We start from the raw sequence: 17,022 nt of genomic DNA, 5'->3' as shown, positions 1-17,022 counted from the left end.
ACAATTTTGGGGCTCTGCACAGGAGCCGTCCGAGGAATAGTCAAGGAAAAGCAATGTCTCTCTCCGCTCTCGAAACCACGCTGAACACCGCTTTCGATGCCCGCGATACCGTCAATTCCGGGACCAAAGGCGAAGTCCGTGAGGCCGTGGACCACGCTCTGCAACTGCTGGATGAGGGCAAGGCTCGCGTCGCAGAACGGCAGGCTGATGGCCAGTGGAAGGTGCATCAATGGCTGAAGAAAGCTGTTTTGCTGTCCTTCCGGCTGAATGACATGACGGCTATTCCCGGCGGCCCCGGCGGCGCCACCTGGTGGGACAAGGTGCCGTCGAAGTTCGAGGGCTGGGGCGAGAATCGTTTTCGCGCAGCAGGTTTCCGCGCTGTCCCCGGCGCTATCGTGCGCCGCTCGGCCTTCATCGCTAAGAACGTCGTGCTGATGCCGTCATTCGTCAATCTCGGCGCCTATGTCGATGAATCGACCATGGTGGACACCTGGTCGACGGTCGGCTCCTGCGCGCAGATCGGCAAGAACGTGCACATCTCCGGCGGCGTCGGCATCGGCGGCGTGCTGGAGCCGCTGCAGGCTGGGCCTGTGATCATTGAAGACGATTGCTTCATCGGTGCGCGTTCGGAGGTCGCCGAAGGCGTGATCGTGCGCAAGGGTGCTGTGTTGTCCATGGGTGTGTTTCTCGGTGCATCGACCAAGATCGTCGATCGTGAGACCGGCGAAACCTTCATCGGCGAAGTGCCGGAATATTCGGTCGTGGTGCCGGGTTCGATGCCGGGCAAGCCGCTCAAGGATGGCTCGCCAGGCCCGTCGCTGAGCTGCGCCGTGATCGTCAAGCGCGTTGACGAGCGGACCCGCTCTAAGACGAGCATCAACGAGCTGCTGCGCGACTAATGTCCGACGCTCTCACCATCGCCCGCGACCTGTTGCGTTGTCCTTCGGTGACGCCGGCAGACGCGGGCGCGCTTGGTGTTCTTGAGACCTTGCTGAAGGGTGCGGGTTTCGACGTTCATCGTGTCACCTTCAGCGAGCCGGGCACGGCTGACATCGACAATCTTTATGCGCGGATCGGCACCGAAGCCCCGCACATCACCTTCGCCGGCCACACCGATGTTGTGCCTGCCGGCGATGAATCGAAATGGACGCATGGCGCGTTTTCCGGCGACGTGAAAGACGGCTATCTCTACGGCCGCGGGGCCGTAGACATGAAGGGCGGGATCGCCTGCTGCGTCGCGGCGGTACTCGACTATCTCGCCGCCAACGATGGCAAGCCCAAGGGCTCGATCTCATTCCTGATCACGGGCGATGAGGAAGATGTTGCCGTCAATGGTACCATCAAGCTGTTGAAGTGGGCGGCGGATCGTGGCGAGAAATTCGATCATTGCCTGCTCGGTGAGCCGAGCAACGTCAACGAGATCGGCGATTGCATCAAGGTTGGCCGCCGCGGATCGCAGTCCGGCACGGTGATTGTGGACGGCACGCAGGGCCATGTCGCCTATCCGCATCGCGCGTCTAATCCCATTCCCGATCTTGCCACGCTGATCGCTGCGTTGAGTGGCGATCCACTCGATCAGGGCACCGATCATTTCCAGCCGTCGAATCTGGAATTCACGTCGGTCGATGTCGGCAATCCGGCGTGGAACGTGATCCCGGCGCAGGCGCGGGCGCGCTTTAACATCCGCTACAATGATTGCCACACGCGGGCATCGCTGCAGGCGTTGATCGAGCAACGCGTGGTGAAAGCCTCGGGCAACCGCATCAAAGCGCATGTGACATGGGAGCCATCGAACTCCGATGCCTTCCTGACGCAGCCGGGACAATTCACTGACCTCGTGGTCGCATCGATTGAAGAGGTGACAGGCCGCAAGCCGGACCTCAACACCGGTGGCGGCACGTCGGACGCGCGCTTCATTACGAACTATTGTCCGGTGCTGGAGTTCGGGCTGGTCGGCCAGACCATGCATCAGGTCGATGAGCGGACGCCAGTCGCCGATCTTGAAAAGCTCGCGACCATCTATCGCGGTATTTTGCAACGTTACTTCGCATGAGCCTTTGCCCATGAGCGACAAGATTCTCGTTCTAACTGCCATCAGCGATGAGCTCGACAAGGCACGTGCGCCGGTTGGCGTTGAAGTGATCTATACCGGTGTCGGCAAGATCAACACCACCAGTGCGACCGTACTGGCGGTGACATCTCTGCAGCCGACGCTTGTCATCAATTATGGTACGGCGGGAAAGATCACCAAGTCGCTGCGTGGCCTCGTCGAAGTCTCAGCCGTCGTTCAGCGTGATATGATGGCGATGCCGCTGGCGCCGCGCGGGCGCACGCCGTTTTCGCAGGACCTTGATCGCCTATCGTCAGGCTACGGCAGCGTCGTCTGTGGTACAGGCGATAGCTTTGTCACGTCCGCCGATCCGTGGCTGACGGAGAACAATATCGACGTCGTCGACATGGAATTGTTCGCCATCGCGCATGTTTGCCATCGCCACAGCGTGCCATGGCGAGCCTTCAAGTTCATCACTGATGATGCGGATGACAATGCTGCCGATCACTGGACCGAGAACATCGCGGATGGTGAAGAGCTGTTCTGGGATATCTTGAAGCGGCAGATCATCAACCGATCTTGAGCGCGAGGCCCGTGATGGAACGACGCAGCGTCAACGCCGCAAACGCTCCACAACCGTTCGGTTATGCGCAGGTTTGCGAAGTGAGCGATGTGAGGCGCTGGGCCTTCGTCAGCGGCCAGATCCCGCAATCAGCCGATGGTGTTGTGCCCGAGACCTTCGAGGCGCAGTGCCGCCAAGTCTGGGCCAATGTGGAGACTCAACTCAAGGCCGTCGATATGGGGCTGCGCAACATCGTCAAGGTGACGACGTTCCTGTCCGACCGCAGATACAATCTGGAAAATCGCACGGTTCGGAAAGATGTTCTCGGCAGCCACGCACCAGCTCTGACAGTGATCGTCGCCGAAATCTTCGACAGCAAGTGGCTGCTCGAAATCGAAGTTATTGCGGCTGCTTAATAGTCTACCTGCACCAGATAGAGCCCATCCGGCGGTGCGACTGGCCCGCAGGCTGCACGATCGCATGCGTCCAGCGCCGCGCGCATATCATCGGCATCCCAACGTCCGTGACCGACCCACACCAGCGAGCCGACCATCGAGCGCACCTGGCTGTGTAAGAAGGAGCGCGCGGAGGTGGTGACGATCACATTCTCACCGTCGCGCGTCACATCGAGTGCATCCAGCGTCTTGTCTGGCGACTTCGCCTGGCATTCGGTGTCACGGAACGTGGTGAAGTCGTGTTTGCCGACCAGAACCTGCGCCGCTTCGTGCATGGCTTCGACGTCGAGGGTCTTTGGAACGCGCCAGACATGGCCCGCGCCGAGCGCAAGGTTCGCGCGGCGATTGGCGATGCGATAGACGTAATGCCGCTTGATGGCGGAAAACCGCGCGTCAAACGTCTCCGGTGCGATCTCGGCCGAAAGCACTGCAATGGGATGGGGCCGCAGATGCGCGTTCAGTGCGTCGCGCACGCGATCCGCGCGATACTCTCGCGTCAGATCGATATGTGCGACCTGTCCCAGCGCGTGCACGCCCGCATCTGTGCGCCCCGCCCCGCTGACACGCACCATCTCGCCCGTCATTGCCGTGACAGCGGCTTCCAGCGCACCCTGCACGGATGGAGCATTGTCCTGATACTGCCAGCCGCAGAACGGCGCGCCATCATATTCGATGATGAGTTTGTAGCGAGGCATCAGCTCACACGCAGCGGCGGTTTCAGCGGCGTGCCGCGGAGGAATTCCATCGCCTTCATCGGCTGCTTGCCGGCGCGTTGCACGTCGAGCAGACGGACGGCGTTTTCTCCGCAGGCGATGGTGAGCTGATCGTCGAGCAGGTCGCCCGGCGCGCCCGCGCCTTTGGCGAACTGACAGCGCAGCACTTTCACGCGCACAGCTTCACCTTCCAGCGGCAGTTCAAACCAGGCGCCGGGAAATGGAGAGAGGCCGTGGATGTGGCGCAGCACCTCGTTCGCCGGCTTGGTCCAATCGATCCGTGCTTCAAGCTTGTCGATCTTGGCTGCGTAGGTGACGCCTTGCTCGCTTTGCCTGGTGAATTGCAACCCGCCGCGTGCCAGCCCGCCGATCGCACGCACCATCAGGTCGGCGCCCAGTGGTGCCAGCGTATCATGCAGATCTTGCGCGGTCATGTTGTCGGTGATGGCGAGCCGTTCGGCCATGGCGACGTCGCCGGTGTCGAGCCCGATATCCATCTTCATGACCATGACGCCGCTTTCCGCGTCACCGGCCATGATGGCGCGGTTGATCGGGGCAGCGCCGCGCCAGCGTGGCAACAGCGACGCATGCAGGTTGAAACAACCAAGCGGCACGGCATCGAGAATGTTCCGCGGCAGGATCATGCCGTAGGCGACCACAACTGCAGCATCGGCATCGTGAGCACGGAATTCCGCCTCGGCCTCGGGTGTTTTCAAGGTCTTCGGCGTCAGCACGGGGATGCCGAGCCGCCGCGCTTCAACCTCGACCGGCGTCGCCTGTAATTTCATGCCGCGGCCGGCGGGCTTCGGCGCGCGCGTGTACACGGCGACGATCTCATGACCGTGGTCCGCCAGCGCCAACAATGTCGGCACCGCGAAATCCGGCGTGCCCATGAAAATCAGACGAAGCGGCATGCGATCGGCCAATACATTTCAGGCATGATCTCGCTGGAAAACCGAAGGATCGATTTTCTGGATCACGCTTATTTCGCCGCGAACTTGGCGGCCTTGGTGAACTTTTTCATCACGCGGTCGCGCTTGAGCTTGGACAGATAATCCACGAACAGAACGCCGTTGAGGTGGTCGATCTCGTGCTGGATGCAGGTGGCGTAGAGCTCCTCGGCGTCTTCTTCATGAATCTTGCCATCAAGATCCATGAAGCGCACCCGCACCTTGGCCGGCCGCTCGACCTCTTCGTAATATTCGGGGATCGAGAGGCAGCCCTCCTCGTAAACCGACAATTCTTCGGATGAGGACAGGATTTCAGGATTGATGAAGACGCGCGGTTCCTTTTCCCCCTCCTTCTTGGAGAGGTCCATGGTGATGAGCCGCAGCGGAACCGCCACCTGGATGGCGGCCAGACCGATGCCGGGCGCGTCATACATGGTTTCCAGCATGTCGTCGGCGAGCGCGCGGATGTCCGGCGTGATCGCTTTGACAGGTTCAGAGACGAGCCGCAGACGCTTGTCCGGCAAGCTGATGATTTCACGAATAGCCATGCTGCGCGATGTAATGGGAGCGCCTGCCGGGGTCAAATCCTTGTTTCGCGAAGCGTTTGCGGAGGTGTAGGCGCGCCGTTAACCCGCGGTTAACCATAAAAATAAGGGCTTTGTTAACCATAAATGTTCTCTATTCGTTCGCTGGAGTTGCCGAATCGCGCTAAAAGGTCGCCATGAACGACATTCTTTTCATGCTCGGCGATATGCCGGTTCGTACTGGGGCTGCCCTCATCGTCTTCGGTGTGCTGGCGCTTCTGCTGCTTGTGGTTATTGCCATCGTCATTGCGCGCTCCGGCCGGAAGGGCGCGGAGACGGCGATGGCGCAGGCCATTCGCGCCAACGAGCTGGAAGAACGTCTCAGCCAGATGGTGCGGTTGCAGAGTGAGGCCGCAGGCCGTGTCGATGCCATGGGGCAGGCGCTGGCCGGCCGGCAGGCCGAGATGGCGCGCGCGGTCAGCGAGCGGCTCGACTCCGTGACCCACAAGGTCGGTCAGTCCATGGAGCAGACCACGCGCAACACCATGGACTCGCTGCGTGTGCTGCACGAACGTCTCGGCATCATCGACAACGCGCACAAGAATCTCACCGATCTGACAACGCAAGTGACGACGTTGCGTGACGTGCTTGCCAACAAGCAGGCGCGCGGCGCGTTCGGTCAGGCGCGGATGGAAGCCATCGTGCAGGACGGGATGCCGAAGGGCAGCTACGAATTCCAGCATACCCTGTCGACGGGGAAGCGGCCGGACTGTGTGGTGTATCTGCCGGACCAGCGGCCATTGTGCATCGATGCGAAATTCCCGCTGGAAGCTGTGACAGCGCTCCGCGATGCCAGAAGCGACGAAGAGCGGAAATACGCCACGCAACGGCTGCGTCAGGACGTGATGAAGCACGTCACCGACATCGCCGACAAATATCTCATTCCCGGCGAAACGCAGGATACGGCATTGATGTTCGTGCCCTCGGAATCGGTTTATGCGGAAATCCACGATGGCTTCGACGACATCATCCAGAAGGCTTATCGCGCGCGCGTGGTGCTGGTGTCGCCGTCACTTCTGATGCTTGCCATTCAAGTGATGCAGCAGATTTTGAAAGACGCGCGCATGCGCGATGCCGCCGACCAGATCCGCACCGAAGTGGTCAACATGATGGGTGATGTCGAGCGTCTGCGTGACCGCGTCAGCAAGCTCGGCAGCCACTTTGATCAGGTCAATGAAGATGTTCGGCAGGTGCTGATCTCGGTCAACAAGATCGGCAAGCGCGCGGCCAAGATCGAGGAACTCGATTTCGATAAACCCGCCGATCAAGGCGATGCACCACAGGCGATCCCGCCCGCGAGCGATCTGTTTCAGTCACGCGCGCCACGGAAGCTGCAAGCCGGCGAATGAAGAGCAGGTTATCTGCTTGTGGGGTGCTGCGCCTCAGCGCTTCGCTTCGAGAGTTCCCAGGAAACCCGTCAAATCGTCCGTGATGTGATCGACGTAGGCTGCGTCACGGCCCTCAAGCTCCCAATCCTCGCGCACGACATTCTTGGTGCCGTCGGGCACCACGAGAACGGTGGTCATGCCGAGATCGTGCGGTGTCACCAGATTGCGGGCGAGATCTTCGAACATAGCTGCCTTTTCGGGATCGACGCCATGCAGCTTGAGAAAGCGCAGATAAGTTTGCCGCGCGGGCTTGGGCTCAAGTTCGGCAGCAACGATATCGAACACGTCTTCGAAATGCCTGTCGATGCCAAGCCGTTCCAGCACCTTGCCGGCATGGGCGCGTGACCCGTTGGTGAGGATCAGCTTGCGGCCCGGAAGTTTCTCGATCGCCGACCCCATGGCCGGATTGGGTTCGAGTGGGGAGTGATCAATCTCGTGGACATATGCGAGAAAGTCGTCGGCGCGCAGGCCGTGCTCGGTCATCATGCCACGCATCGTGGTGCCGTAGCGACGGTAATAATCCTTTTGGATCTTGAACGCTTCGTCCTTTGAGACATTCAAGAAGTTCGCGACGAAGTCGCGGATACGGACATCGACCTGCTGCCATAAATTCACGTGATGCGGGTACAGCGTGTTGTCGAGATCAAACACCCAGGTCTCGATATGGGTGAAAGACCGCTTGGCTCTTTGAATCATGGCATCCCAAATCGTAGCGTCTTGCCGGCGGTCGGGCCGATATCTACCTGCCCATAGCCGCTGGAGTTCAGGCCGCGCGCGCCGCAATCGCTTTCGGCGGTGAATTCGAATTGCGTCTCGCGCGTACAGAGCGTGGTTGTTCCGCCCCAGTTCAGCGGACGGCCGTTGAGCTTGATAGTGCGTCCATCGGTATCGACGGCCTCAGCGAAACTATACACCTTCCGCGGTTGCCCCGTGACGTCGGGATGCACGCACTTACTAGGCTCGATGCGATACCAGCCGCGATTGGTAATCGCCTTGCCGTCATCGGTGCCGATCGAAGCCATGATTCGGTAAGAGGTGTCGTTGCACCAGGTCAATCCCGTGGCTGACGGCGATTCAACGGCCGCAATCATGGTGTCGAAGAAGTTCGCTGCCTGTGGGGCGTCCGCGGCGAGGCCCCGCGCTTTTAAAAATGCGGACAGCGCATTTTGCGTCTTTGGCCCATCCACGCCGTCGATCGGCGCCGCGTCATAACCGGCAATCACCAGTAGGCGCTGGATTGCGGCGAGCCGTGCCTGTTCATCATCGTATTCGGAATCTTCGGCGAGATAAGCCACCTGGTTGCCGTCGTCGTCGATACTGGGCTTGATTTCTGTAAACGGCACGGCGCTCTGACCACCGCGACACTGCCGCGCGGCTGCAATCACGAAGTCCGTAGGCGCGATGCACAGGGTGTCGCTGCCGTTCTGCGGCACAGGCGACGCCCCGTAGACCGGAAGCGAGCGGGCGTGAAGCAGGATACGATCCGCTGTGAGCGTGCCTTGTACAACGACGCGGCATTGCGCGGGATCGATGCGAAACCAGCCGCGGGTGGCAGTTGCGCTCTGGTTGTCAATCCCGATGGCGGCTTCAACCACATAGCTCATGCGGTTGCAGATCTTCAGATCGGCATGAGCAGGGCTTGCAGCCAAGGACTGAGCAAAAGCTAGAACAAACAGCGCTGCGGCATTTCGCGAATAGGAATATGATAGATGCCGCATTGCTTTCGCAATGACGGCATCGATCAAACTCATCGCGGTTTCGCCGAAGATCACTTGTGCATCAAGGTGCCGGTGCCCTGGTTGGTGAACAGCTCCAGCAGCACTGCGTGGGGAGTCTTACCGTCAAGAATGACGACACCTTCAACGCCCGCTTCCAGCGAATAGATGCAGGTTTCGACCTTCGGGATCATGCCGCCGGAAATGGTGCCATCCGCGATCAACTTGCGAGCGTCCTTGATCGACAGTTCCGGAATGAGCTTCTTGGACTTGTCGAGCACGCCGGGCACGTCCGTCAGCAGCAGCAGACGCTTCGCCTTCAGTGCACCAGCGACCGCGCCGGCAAACGTGTCAGCATTGACGTTGAATGTCTCACCGGTCGCCGAGGCTGCAACAGGGGCAAGCACCGGGATCAGTTCGTAACCGATCAGCTGATTGAGCAGCGTGAGATCGACCGTGTCCGGTTCGCCGACAAAGCCGAGATCAACGATCTTCTCGATGTTCGAGTCCGGGTCGACCATGGTGCGGGTGGCTTTAACCGCCGTTACCATGTTGCCGTCCTTGCCGGAAAGGCCAACGGCCTTGCCGCCCGCTTCATTGATGTGGGTGACGATCTGCTTGTTGATTGAACCGGCCAGCACCATCTCGACGATCTCGATGGTCGCCGCATCGGTAATGCGCAGGCCAGCCGCGAATTCCGATTTAATCCCCAACCGAGCGAGCATCGAGGCGATCTGCGGGCCGCCGCCATGAACCACCACGGGGTTGATCGCGGTCTGCTCCAGCAAAACGATATCGCGAGCGAATTGCTTGGCGAGGGATTCCTCGCCCATGGCGTGGCCGCCATATTTGATGACGATGGTTTCCTCATCGTACTGCTGCATGTGCGGCAGCGCCTCGGAGAGGATGCGGGCCTGATCTTGCGGGCTGATATTGGGCAGATCGATCATGGGGAATCTCGTTCGCTGGCGGGCGAGGACGGTTTAGCCGATTGGCGCCGATGCGGAAAGCACTTGTCGCGCGGATCAGCCCCGGCGCTGCGGCCATCCCGCGGAGACAGCGAGCACGAGCCAGCTCAGGATCAATAAAGTCCCACCGGTCGGTGCGGCCATTGTGAACAGGCTGTGACCCACATACTGGCGCATGGCGAGGTCGCCCGCGAAAAGTGCAGCGCCCAAAATAAAGCCGTAGGTCGCGGCTAGGCCAAGATACCGCTGAATCAGCCCTTGGCTGACCAGAAGGGAAGCTCCAATCACCGCGCTGGCGTGAAACAGCAGCATGGAGGACGCCGATCCTAGCCGCGTTGCGTCAGGCTGATGGGCTGCAGCGGCGGCAAAAGCCACGCCAAGAGCGCCCATCAGTCCGGCCAATATCACAGCGAGCCGGATTGCGGTGTCAGCAGCGGCGAGGGGAGCATCGGTGCGCATGTGTCATTGTCCTGAAATGATTTGTCTTCCGTTATCCGATTTCCGGAACAGCGGCCTGCAGATTGGCGCATGCCTTATGCGTTTTGGCTGTTTGCCGATTCAATTACGCGCAATGAAGCACGTAAAAAGCTGTAGCATCACGTTATGATGAGTGACGTGCTAGCTTCCACGCTCGCGTAACAGCTTAATCATTGCGGCGCGCAGCTCCGGCATGCCCGCGCCGGTGCGCGATGACGTGACGAGAATCTCCGGGAATGCTGCCGGATGCTTGCGAAGCGTCTCAATGGTGGAAGCCATGGTGCCTTCAAGCTCCGATTTTTTCACCTGATCGGCCTTGGTCAACACCACCTGATAGCTCATCGCGGCCCTGTCGAGCGTCTTGAGCACGTCGGCGTCGACCTCCTTGAAGCCATGACGGGAATCGATCAGCACATAGACGCGCGCGAGGTTGGCGCGACCTTGCAGGAATTTATGGATCAGCGCGGTCCATGACGCGACTTGCGTCTTCGGAGCCGATGCGTAGCCGTAGCCAGGCATGTCGACCAAGTGTAGCCCCACGTCTTTGCCGTCGGCAGGCGTCGGGCCCTCGAAGAAAATCAGTTCTTGGGTGCGGCCGGGCGTATGCGAGGTGCGCGCCAGTCCGTTGCGATTGGTCAGCGCGTTGATGAGGCTTGATTTGCCGACATTGGAGCGGCCAGCGAACGCAACCTCCACGCCTTTCATCGGCGGCAGGCTTTCGATGGATGGCGATGCCCAGAAAAACTTCCATTCGCCGGCGAAGATCTTTCGTCCGGCTTCAATCAGCTCCGCATCGTTATCGGTGGTCATGCGAAGGCTCTCGGATATGAAACGCCCGGCGAAGTTGCCGGGCGTGTACGTTTAAGGAAATCAGGTCGTTTTCTTACTGCCGGCGAATGTCGACTTCAGGTTGTCGAACAATTCAACCTTCGCGCCGTTTTTCCGCATGATGTAGCTCTGCTGAAGCACCGACAGCGTGTTGTTCCACGCCCAGTAGATCACAAGGCCGGCAGGGAACGATGCGAGCATGAAGGTGAAGATCAGCGGCATCCAGTCGAAGATCATCTTCTGCGTCGGATCGGGCGGTGTCGGATTCAGCTTCATCTGGAACCACATCGTGATCCCCATGATGATCGGCCACAAGCCGAGCGCTAGATAGTGTCCGATGATCGGCAGCTGCGTCGGATCGTAGGACAACAGGCCGAACAGAGTGAACAGATTGGTCGGATCGTGTGCCGACAAATCCTTGATCCACCCGAAGAACGGCGCATGCCGCATTTCGATGGTGACGAACAGCACCTTGTAGAGCGAGAAGAACACGGGGATCTGGATCACGATGGGAAGACAACCCGCGATCGGATTGATCTTCTCCTTCTTGTAGATCTCCATCATCTCCTGCTGCTGCTTCATCTTGTCGTCAGGATACTTCTCCTTGAGCGCAGCGACCTGCGGCTGAATGGCCTTCATCTTGGCCATCGACGCGTAGGACTTGCTCGCCAACGGGAAGAAGATCCCCTTTACCAACACCGTCACCAGCAGGATGGCGACGCCGAAGTTGCCGACGATGTGGTAGAGGAAGTCGATCATAAAGAACATCGGGCGCGTGATGAAGTAGAACCAGCCCCAGTCGATCAGGCGATCGAACTTGTTAAGTCCGAGCTGCTGGTCATACGCGTCGACGGTCTTGGATTCCTTTGCGCCGGCGAAGAGACTTGTGGTCGTTGTGGCCGTGCCGCCAGTCGCAACGGTGATCGGATCGAGCAGATAATCGGTCTGATAGGTCCGTAGCGAGTTGACCAGGTTTGACGAAAAGCGCGCCTGCACCGCAGCCTTCGGGTCCGGAAGCAGCGTCGCGGCCCAGTACTTGTCGGTGATGCCGAGCCACGCATTGGTCGCCTTGAACTCAACCGCCTTGGCCTCGTCGATTTTCTTGTAGTTGTATTCCTGCAAGCCATGATCGCCGAGAACGCCGATCAAGCCTTCATGCAGGATGTAGTAGCCGGAGACGGGCGGAGTGCCGTGGCGCGAGATCAGGCCGAACGGATACATCGTGACCGGCGCACTGCCGGCGTTTGTGACCTCGTCCTTGATTGTGAAGAGGTACTTGTCGTCGATGGAAATCGTGCGCTTGAAGGTGAGGCCCTGTCCGTTATCCCAGGTCAGTACGGCCGGGGTTGAAGGCGTGAGCGCGTTCGCGCCTTCCTGCTTCCAGACAGTATCGCGGTCCGGCATCTTGACGGTCGAGCCGGCGGCAGGGACGAAGCCGAATTCAGCGTAGAAAGGCTCTTTCGTTCCGGACGGCGAAAGCAGCTCGATCGCCGGTGACTTTGGATCGACCGTCTCACGGTACTTCACCAAGGCAACGTCATCGATCCGTGCGCCGGTCAACGAGATGCTGCCGCTCACGCTTGGGGTGTCGATTTTCACGCGCGGAGAAGCAGCGATCACCGTGTCACGCGGCTGTATAGGAGCTGCCTGTGTCGCCGCGGGCTGGGTCGCAGGAGCACCCGCCTGCTGTCCTGGGGCCGCAGGTGCGGGCGTCGCGCCTGCCGGCTGATTGGCGCCAGGCGCGCCGGCAGGATTCGCCATCTGGCTTTGGGCCTGCTGCGTAGCGCGCTGCTTTTCCATCTGCGGGATGTTGTACCAATACTGCCACGCGATCAGCACGAGGCCGGACAGGATGACGGCAAGGATGGTGTTGCGGTTATCGGTCATCGTTCAGGTCTCGTCATTCCGCTCGAGCGTGGATACTGAATGGGGCAGGTTGTTTAGCCGTTTCGAACTTTGCTGCTCGAGGCGACCGAGCGCCGAGCGCAAATCGTTGAACATAGTTTCGAAGCCGCGGTCCAGCGCAGCTCTACGGCCAACTATCACATAATCATGGTGCGGTCGCATGGATGTGACATCGAGCCGCTTCACCAATTCGCGAAGCCTGCGGCGGACGCGGTTGCGTTCCGTGGCAGTTCCAACCTTCTTGGTGACGGTAAAACCAACCCTAGTCGGGCCATCGTCATCGCGCATACGACTCTGGACCACGAAGGCAGCACTTGCCATTCGCGGTCCATGGGATGCTGCGACGAAATCCGCACGTTGTTTCAACCGGTTCATGATCTCGACGATCTCAACCGGAGCATAAAAGGTCTCGGATGCAGTCCGCTCAGGCGCTCAAACGCTTGCGGCCGCGCGCACGGCGCGCAGCGAGAACCTTGCGGCCACCCGTGGTCGCGAGACGGGCACGGAAGCCGTGACGGCGCTTGCGCACCAGTTTGCTTGGTTGATAAGTCCGCTTCACGGGTCGTTCTCCGCTGGCCGAGCAATTCGCCGATAAATTGAGATGAAATCCGGCGATGTCAGCCTGTTTGGGCCATTTTTCGGTTCCAAAAAGAGGCCTTTCGGCCCCAAAATGAACCGGCCCGGTCGAGCCGGGCCATCGTGGACAGTTGGCGCGGCTTATACGGGAGCGGCCTGTTTTCGTCAATCTTGGGATTTATTAAGTCTGTCATCCGCTTTGGGTTATACGCCAGGTCCCTGGATGGACAAACCTTAATGCTTTCTGGGGTTTGACCGAGGCGTCATCGAGGCGCATGTTCGGGCGGAAAATAGAGGCAGGCCATCGATCTCATGTCTGAATCCGGCGAGCAGCCAGCTCAAGCGGCTCCCCAGCCCCGGCCGGGGGCATGGCTTGGGCTGTCCGGAAAGCTGCTGCTGCTGACGATTCCGCTGATCCTGATCGCCGAAATCCTGATCTACGTGCCGTCCATCGCCAATTTTCGGGTGAACCGGCTCAATGACCGGCTGGCCACGGCGAATACCGCCGCGCTGGTCCTGGACGCAGCCCCCATGGGCATGGTCCCGGATGCCTTGGCACGGCAAATTCTCGCAAGCATCGGGGCGCGGGCGGTCGCTATCAAAACGGGTCAGCAGCGGCGCCTGCTGGCCGTTGCCGACATGCCGACGAAGATCGATCATGACGTCGATATGCGCGAGATGTCAGTCTGGTCGGCGATCTTCGATGCGTTTCAGGTGATGCTCGATAACGGTGACGAAGTCATTCGCATCATCGGGCCGCCGCCGGGCGGTGAGCAATTCATCGAAGTCGTCGTCGACGAGAAGCCGCTGCGCGACGCGATGTTCCGTTTCTCCCGCAACTTGCTGCTGCTGTCACTGGTCATGGCCATCATTACGTCTGGCCTCATTTACTACGCACTTCACCATCTGTTCGTGCGCCCGATGCGGCGTATGACCGCGAATCTTGTCGCCTTCCATGAAAACCCTGAGAGCACGGCCCGGATCATCGATCCATCGGGGCGAGGCGACGAAATCGGGGTCGCGGAGCGCGAGTTGTCAGATATGCAGCGGGACCTTGTGTCGATGCTGCATCAAAAGAGCAGGCTTGCGGCGCTGGGCCTCGCGGTCTCCAAGATCAACCACGATCTACGCAATCTGCTGGCGTCTTCACAATTGCTGTCCGACCAGCTTGCGAGCGTCCCGGATCCGCGGGTGCAGCGTTTCGCGCCGAAGCTGATGCGCTCGCTCGAGCGCGCCATCGCGTTCTGCCAGTCAACCCTGTCGTATGGGAAGGCACAGGAAGCGCCGCCTGATCGTCGTCTGGTCCTCGTCGAGCCGATCGTCAATGAGGTGCGCGAGTCGGCAGGGCTTGCGTCGGACGCGTTGATCGAGTGGGTCAATGCCATTGAGCGTGGTCTAATGGTGGATGCCGATCCCGATCAACTGTTCCGGGTTCTGCTCAATCTGGTACGGAATGCCGCTCAGGCGCTGGAAAGCCAGAAATCCAAGTCCGCGCCGGCACATCAGATTCGGGTCACCGGTCGCCGCGAGGGCGCCGTGACGATTCTGGAGATTTCAGACACCGGTCCGGGTGTTCCGGTGAAAGCCCGCGAACACCTGTTCGAGGCATTCCAGGGCTCGTCCCGCGACGGCGGGACGGGGCTCGGCCTCGCTATCGCCGCCGAGCTGGTCCGCGCTCATGGCGGAGACCTCAATCTGGTGGAGGGAACGATCGGCGCAACGTTCCGGATTACGATCCCGGATCGGGCCGTGGAGCTGCTCAGCCTGCGCGAAGCACGGGCTCGCGCCTGAAAAACTTCACCAGTTTTGCGTTTTGGGCTGAACTTGCCCCAATCAATCCGTGAATCGACTCTTGCCAAGCCATGTCGGAGCCGTTAGCTATGGCGCTCTTTCGCGGCGGGCCTTCTTGGCCCCAATTGTCCGTGAAGCGCGCGCTCGTAGCTCAGCTGGATAGAGCACCAGACTACGAATCTGGGGGTCAGGAGTTCGAATCTCTTCGAGCGCGCCATTTCCAAAGAAAATGGATCATTCAGGCCGCGCACTCCTTAGTCACGATGATCGTGGTCGCCTCATGATGTCTGCTTAGTCGTGCCGCCCGGGGCGGTTGTTCGACCGCGTTTGTCGGCCTGCACTCCGCGTGTGAGCGCAAGATCACCACGCGAGGCGACCAAGTCCATTGCGACAGCCGATAGACGGACAGAGATCCGCATTCCAGCATCCAGAGGCCGTTACGACGGCGTTTACCAATTATCGCAAACAAGTCGTAGCACGGATTTCGGTATACGGTCTGCGACCGGACTCGAACCATGCCGCTACTCTACATTCCGACAATCTACGCGCTGATGCTGTTGGTCCGCGCTCGGTGGTGGCCTGTTTCTCGTGCGCATTCCGTTCGCCGCGATTGTCAGTGGGCCTAATCAACAGGCGACGATTGCGGCCGCCGAGCGTGTGCGCGAGAGCTTCACGGCGGAGGCGCGTATCGTGGATGGCATCCCGGTCGCTGCAGCGCAGCCAAGTCTTACTTGTAAACGTGACACTCATAAGCCGTGCACTCGTAAAATCGAGGCGGTCAGATCAGCCACACTCATCATCTGATTGTATCGCGAATCTGCGAATCAGAATGGAGCTGATTGCTCGTTATTCGTCCCATCATCAACGATAGCCCAACCACGACTATCACTTCGAATTGTATTGGAGATGGTCAAGGCCGCAAGTCAGATGTGACGTCTTGCGGCGCAGCACAGCGATCGGTGCTGACTGCATATCAAACACATCGCGGCGCAAACGCAATCTGATGCCGACAATGGGAGATTGGTCGTGATAGCGTGTCGACACGAGATCTGGCTTTGGTAAGTCGGGGGCGGCGATGAAGAGACTCCTTACGTGTACCCTGATCGTTGGTCTTAATTTATTCAATATGTTTGGTTTCTCGCCGGCTCTTGCACAAGGAGCGGCTATCGACCGTGACGGCGATCAGGCCGCTCGCGCATTCCACCGTGAATTCAATCGCCAGGAAGCGCTTCACATCGCAAGGTTGAGTGGCGTTTCTCGCGTTCGCAACGTTGATCGACGTGGTCGATACTGGATCGTGTTGGGAGAGCCCCGCCGCGGGCGGGACCTGTTGAACGTTCGCATCGATGCCCGAACAGGGCGTGTCGTAGGAATGAATCGTTTGCGTCGCTAAGCTTCGAGTCTTTTGCCTGCGCTGTGACTGATAGCGCATTACGGCTTGCGGCACGCTTGAGAGCTCTGGAATTGGAATAGGTGGGTACCTAAACATTCTTGACAAGAACGTACGATAAACTGGCTACACTTCGCTTCATTCGGGGATCTTCTTGAGGAGATGAAAATGTCGAGGCTATGGGTTGTGGCGACTGCATGCTTACTCATCATTGGATCGGCTCTGCCTGCGTCTGCGCAAGATCGTCGTGGCAGTCGCGTCGGCGGACTGACCTGCAATTCTGGTCCAACAGTTGGGATGATCGTCGGTTCGCGGCAGAGACTTCGATGCGTGTTTCGATCTGTCGACACGGGGCGGAGCTATACGTATCAGGGAACGATTAGCCGTGTTGGTCTCGACGTTGGCGTGACGACAGGAGGAAGGTTGTTTTGGGCCGTTTTCGCGCCAAGCCGGCACGTTGGCCGCGGGACATTGCGAGGCACCTATGTGGGGGCGAGCGGTGATGTGTCGTTTGGTTTTGGTGTTGGCGCCAATGTGCTCATCGGCGGCTCCAACCGGACGATTTCCCTGCAGCCACTTTCCGTCGAAGGCCAAACCGGCGTCAATCTGGCTCTGGGAGTCGCGAGATTGGTTCTTCGCTAGGGCGATAGCCACAACGCACGCGATGCAG

General features: G+C 59.6%; 18 protein-coding genes and 1 tRNA gene. 8 read left to right on the top strand and 11 right to left on the bottom strand.

The features are described from left to right. Positions 1–53: 53 nt before the first annotated feature. The 4 genes from dapD to ACZ5C3_RS26715 are packed head-to-tail and all read left to right on the top strand — an operon-like array spanning position 54 to position 3,028. Positions 54–899: a 2,3,4,5-tetrahydropyridine-2,6-dicarboxylate N-succinyltransferase gene (dapD, locus tag ACZ5C3_RS26730; RefSeq protein ID WP_464034119.1), complete on the top strand. Its 846-nt coding sequence runs from the start codon at positions 54–56 to the stop codon at positions 897–899. After that, on the top strand, positions 899–2,053 hold the full coding sequence (dapE, locus tag ACZ5C3_RS26725) for a succinyl-diaminopimelate desuccinylase (RefSeq protein WP_464034118.1): 1,155 nt from the start codon (positions 899–901) through the stop codon (positions 2,051–2,053). The genes dapD and dapE overlap by 1 nt, the downstream gene beginning before the upstream one ends. Before the next feature lie 10 nt (positions 2,054–2,063). Next, positions 2,064–2,633, top strand: a complete 570-nt coding sequence (locus tag ACZ5C3_RS26720) for a phosphorylase family protein (RefSeq protein WP_464034117.1) — start codon at positions 2,064–2,066, stop codon at positions 2,631–2,633. A 14-nt stretch (positions 2,634–2,647) separates the two neighbouring features. Further along, complete coding sequence (locus tag ACZ5C3_RS26715) at positions 2,648–3,028, top strand: RidA family protein (RefSeq protein ID WP_464034116.1); 381 nt, start codon at positions 2,648–2,650, stop codon at positions 3,026–3,028. On the opposite strand, the gene truA is transcribed toward ACZ5C3_RS26715, so the two are convergent. The 3 genes from truA to def all read right to left on the bottom strand — a co-directional run bounded on the left by truA (position 3,025) and on the right by def (position 5,278). Further along, entirely contained in the window at positions 3,025–3,762 is a 738-nt protein-coding gene (gene truA / locus ACZ5C3_RS26710; RefSeq protein ID WP_464034115.1) for a tRNA pseudouridine(38-40) synthase TruA, read from the bottom strand. The genes ACZ5C3_RS26715 and truA overlap by 4 nt on opposite strands. Further along, the gene (gene fmt / locus ACZ5C3_RS26705; protein ID WP_464034114.1) at positions 3,762–4,694 is read right to left on the bottom strand and encodes a methionyl-tRNA formyltransferase; all 933 of its coding nucleotides are present in this window, start codon (positions 4,692–4,694) and stop codon (positions 3,762–3,764) included. Before fmt ends, truA begins: the two co-directional genes overlap by 1 nt. A gap of 68 nt (positions 4,695–4,762) precedes the next feature. Further along, positions 4,763–5,278: a peptide deformylase gene (def, locus tag ACZ5C3_RS26700; protein ID WP_464034113.1), complete on the bottom strand. Its 516-nt coding sequence runs from the start codon at positions 5,276–5,278 to the stop codon at positions 4,763–4,765. Between the two features lie 173 nt (positions 5,279–5,451). Between def and ACZ5C3_RS26695 the strand changes: the two genes are divergently transcribed. Further along, entirely contained in the window at positions 5,452–6,663 is a 1,212-nt protein-coding gene (locus ACZ5C3_RS26695) for a DNA recombination protein RmuC (protein ID WP_464034112.1), read from the top strand. A gap of 33 nt (positions 6,664–6,696) precedes the next feature. On the opposite strand, the gene ACZ5C3_RS26690 is transcribed toward ACZ5C3_RS26695, so the two are convergent. From ACZ5C3_RS26690 to rpmH, 8 genes are all read right to left on the bottom strand, one after another. After that, on the bottom strand, positions 6,697–7,398 hold the full coding sequence (locus ACZ5C3_RS26690) for a pyrimidine 5'-nucleotidase (RefSeq protein ID WP_464034111.1): 702 nt from the start codon (positions 7,396–7,398) through the stop codon (positions 6,697–6,699). After that, on the bottom strand, positions 7,395–8,453 hold the full coding sequence (locus tag ACZ5C3_RS26685; protein WP_464034110.1) for a DUF1036 domain-containing protein: 1,059 nt from the start codon (positions 8,451–8,453) through the stop codon (positions 7,395–7,397). The genes ACZ5C3_RS26690 and ACZ5C3_RS26685 overlap by 4 nt, the downstream gene beginning before the upstream one ends. A 17-nt stretch (positions 8,454–8,470) precedes the next feature. Next, positions 8,471–9,367, bottom strand: coding sequence for an acetylglutamate kinase (gene argB, locus ACZ5C3_RS26680; protein WP_464034109.1), 897 nt, complete (start codon positions 9,365–9,367; stop codon positions 8,471–8,473). A 75-nt stretch (positions 9,368–9,442) separates the two neighbouring features. Next, positions 9,443–9,844, bottom strand: coding sequence for a DUF423 domain-containing protein (locus tag ACZ5C3_RS26675; RefSeq protein WP_464044375.1), 402 nt, complete (start codon positions 9,842–9,844; stop codon positions 9,443–9,445). 159 nt (positions 9,845–10,003) lie between these two features. Continuing rightward, positions 10,004–10,672, bottom strand: a complete 669-nt coding sequence (gene yihA / locus ACZ5C3_RS26670; protein ID WP_464044374.1) for a ribosome biogenesis GTP-binding protein YihA/YsxC — start codon at positions 10,670–10,672, stop codon at positions 10,004–10,006. 60 nt (positions 10,673–10,732) lie between these two features. Further along, entirely contained in the window at positions 10,733–12,577 is a 1,845-nt protein-coding gene (yidC, locus tag ACZ5C3_RS26665; protein WP_464034108.1) for a membrane protein insertase YidC, read from the bottom strand. Positions 12,578–12,580: 3 nt separating this feature from the next. Further along, positions 12,581–12,970, bottom strand: a complete 390-nt coding sequence (gene rnpA / locus ACZ5C3_RS26660; RefSeq protein ID WP_464034107.1) for a ribonuclease P protein component — start codon at positions 12,968–12,970, stop codon at positions 12,581–12,583. 49 nt (positions 12,971–13,019) lie between these two features. Further along, positions 13,020–13,154, bottom strand: coding sequence for a 50S ribosomal protein L34 (rpmH, locus tag ACZ5C3_RS26655; RefSeq protein WP_006609582.1), 135 nt, complete (start codon positions 13,152–13,154; stop codon positions 13,020–13,022). A gap of 329 nt (positions 13,155–13,483) precedes the next feature. On the opposite strand from rpmH, the gene ACZ5C3_RS26650 reads away from it, so the two are divergent. The 3 genes from ACZ5C3_RS26650 (at position 13,484) to ACZ5C3_RS26640 (ending at position 16,994) form a co-directional block, all read left to right on the top strand. After that, complete coding sequence (locus ACZ5C3_RS26650) at positions 13,484–14,962, top strand: ATP-binding protein (protein WP_464044373.1); 1,479 nt, start codon at positions 13,484–13,486, stop codon at positions 14,960–14,962. Positions 14,963–15,102: 140 nt separating this feature from the next. Further along, positions 15,103–15,179: transfer RNA gene (locus ACZ5C3_RS26645), tRNA-Arg, on the top strand. A 1,335-nt stretch (positions 15,180–16,514) separates the two neighbouring features. Further along, the gene (locus tag ACZ5C3_RS26640; RefSeq protein ID WP_464034105.1) at positions 16,515–16,994 is read left to right on the top strand and encodes a DUF992 domain-containing protein; all 480 of its coding nucleotides are present in this window, start codon (positions 16,515–16,517) and stop codon (positions 16,992–16,994) included. The last annotated feature ends 28 nt before the right edge of the window (positions 16,995–17,022 follow it).

The organism is Afipia dichlorophenoxyacetatis (genome assembly GCF_055386385.1).
Note: the sequence above shows the minus strand (reverse complement) of the source record. Positions and strands in the feature narration are given on the sequence as shown.